Genomic DNA, 1,685 nt, shown 5'->3' with positions numbered 1-1,685 from the left:
CTCCTGCGCCGGCGCCAATAGCGATGCGAGACGGTTTGCAGATCCGCTTCGGTGCCGTCGTCCTCCCAGGCCTGCCTGTCCTGCGCCTCGAGCTCGTCGAGGATACCGCTTCCCGCGTCCGGAATGCCGGCCACGGCGCTGATGGGCCGAACCGCGCTGACGACTGCGGCCGCCCCCGCCAAGCCCAGCATTCCCGTCAAGAATAATCGGCGATCCATGAAAACCTCCCAATCTGCCAATCAGTGAACCGGGTCCACGAAAGGGAAGTAGCGCGGCGGTTGCAAAAGCCCAGGGGTTCGCGCAGCGCCGGGAATAGCGCAGCGGTTCCTAGCGGCGTCAGCCTTGTTGCGAAGTTGCGGTGGCCTTGCCCGCCATCCTCACGGGTCGCCGCCACCGTCAAGGCCGGTGGCGCCGACCCTTTCGTCAATTCTGCTGGATCGAAATGCCCTTGTCGTCGATCTTGAGCTCGACGCCCTTCGGCCGGGTTTGCTCGCGGTAGACATAGACGCCGAGCGCGATGACCACGACCAGCAGCGCGCCGATGATCAGATAGAGCATGTTCTGCTTCACGGCGCGTCCCTTCTAATGCATCTCGACCAAAAAGTGCGCATCGGTTTTGGGATAATGGCATGCACAAAAACAAAAGACCTAAAGCGCGTCGCCTGACTCTGTTTCAGCACGACGCGCTTTCGCGGTCGGGCCTCACGCTCGCTTCAACACCTTGACCACCAGCAGCAGGATGATGGCGCCGAGCGTGGCATTGATGATGGCGGCGAGTATGCCGCCGCCTATGGCAAAGCCGAGCCTCGGGAACAGCCAGCCGGCGATGAAGGCGCCGATGATGCCGACGATGATGTTACCGATCAGGCCGAAGCCGAAGCCCGACACGACGAGGCCGGCGAGCCAGCCGGCGATGGCGCCGATGATGATGAAGATGAGAAGGCTTTCGATACCCATTGAGCTTTCCTCTGAGCAGGAGGGCGACGCCGGGGCGCGCCCCCCGAATCGGCCTCGATATCAACGGGTTCAGGCTAAGCCAAAGCAACCCCGCCCGCCAGCGACCAGCTCATCCGCGCCGCCTTTCCTGTAATTGCTCCAGAGGCTGTTGAGATTCAGGTCAGGCCGAGCCGAAGATGGTGGATTCCGATAACCGCAATGGAGCGGACTTTTGGGTCCGTGAGTACCGGAAGCGCAGGAATCCACCATTGCAGGCCGGCATCACCTGAATATCAATAGCCCCCTAGTCGTCATCGTCGCTTACGGCAGGCCGCCAGCTGGTCGGCTCGACCTTTTTCTGCGTGGTGCTGTCGATATAGGTCCACCAGCCGCCGTCGCGAAATTGCGCGATCGACTCGTTGATCACCCCATTGCCGTCCTTCCAGTAGACGGTGACCTTGGAGCCGTCGGTCGGCGCGGTTGCTATCGGTTTCCTCTCCGCCATGTCGTCCTCCGAGGCCGTCAGCTATGGGCGAAGATATCCTCCTCGCCCCAGCCCATCAGGTCTAGTTTGGCACGCGTCGGCAGGAAGCGGAAGCAGGCGTCGGCCTCCTTCGTGCGGCCCTCGCGCGCCAGCCGGGCGGCCAGCACCTCGCGCAGCCGGTGCAGATAGAGTACGTCGGAGGCGGCATATTCGAGCTGTTCCGGCGACAGGGTCTCCGCCGCCCAGTCCGACGATTGCTGCTGTC

Annotated in this window: 3 protein-coding genes and 2 pseudogenes; all 5 read right to left on the bottom strand. The window is 62.8% G+C overall.

Annotated features, from left to right (window positions below):
• Positions 1–191, bottom strand: a pseudogene (locus EN781_RS34625) (protamine-2 (modular protein)); the annotation flags it as partial.
• A gap of 232 nt (positions 192–423) precedes the next feature.
• The gene (locus EN781_RS32000; protein WP_126058263.1) at positions 424–570 is read right to left on the bottom strand and encodes a hypothetical protein; all 147 of its coding nucleotides are present in this window, start codon (positions 568–570) and stop codon (positions 424–426) included.
• Positions 571–702: 132 nt separating this feature from the next.
• The gene (locus EN781_RS31995) at positions 703–957 is read right to left on the bottom strand and encodes a GlsB/YeaQ/YmgE family stress response membrane protein (protein WP_126058262.1); all 255 of its coding nucleotides are present in this window, start codon (positions 955–957) and stop codon (positions 703–705) included.
• A gap of 283 nt (positions 958–1,240) precedes the next feature.
• The gene (locus tag EN781_RS31990; protein WP_126058261.1) at positions 1,241–1,441 is read right to left on the bottom strand and encodes a hypothetical protein; all 201 of its coding nucleotides are present in this window, start codon (positions 1,439–1,441) and stop codon (positions 1,241–1,243) included.
• A 17-nt stretch (positions 1,442–1,458) separates the two neighbouring features.
• Positions 1,459–1,685 (bottom strand): annotated as a pseudogene (locus tag EN781_RS31985) (ribonuclease D); the annotation flags it as partial.

The organism is Mesorhizobium sp. M4A.F.Ca.ET.090.04.2.1 (genome assembly GCF_003999085.1).
In the GTDB taxonomy this organism is placed as follows: Bacteria; Pseudomonadota; Alphaproteobacteria; order Rhizobiales; family Rhizobiaceae; genus Mesorhizobium.
This window is presented reverse-complemented; position numbering and strand designations above follow the sequence as displayed.

Coding starts and splice junctions, on each gene's coding strand:
- EN781_RS31990 (WP_126058261.1), bottom strand. CDS start 1,441: ATGGCGGAGAGGAAACCGATAGCAACCGCGCCGACCGACGGCTCCAAG.
- EN781_RS31995 (WP_126058262.1), bottom strand. CDS start 957: ATGGGTATCGAAAGCCTTCTCATCTTCATCATCATCGGCGCCATCGCC.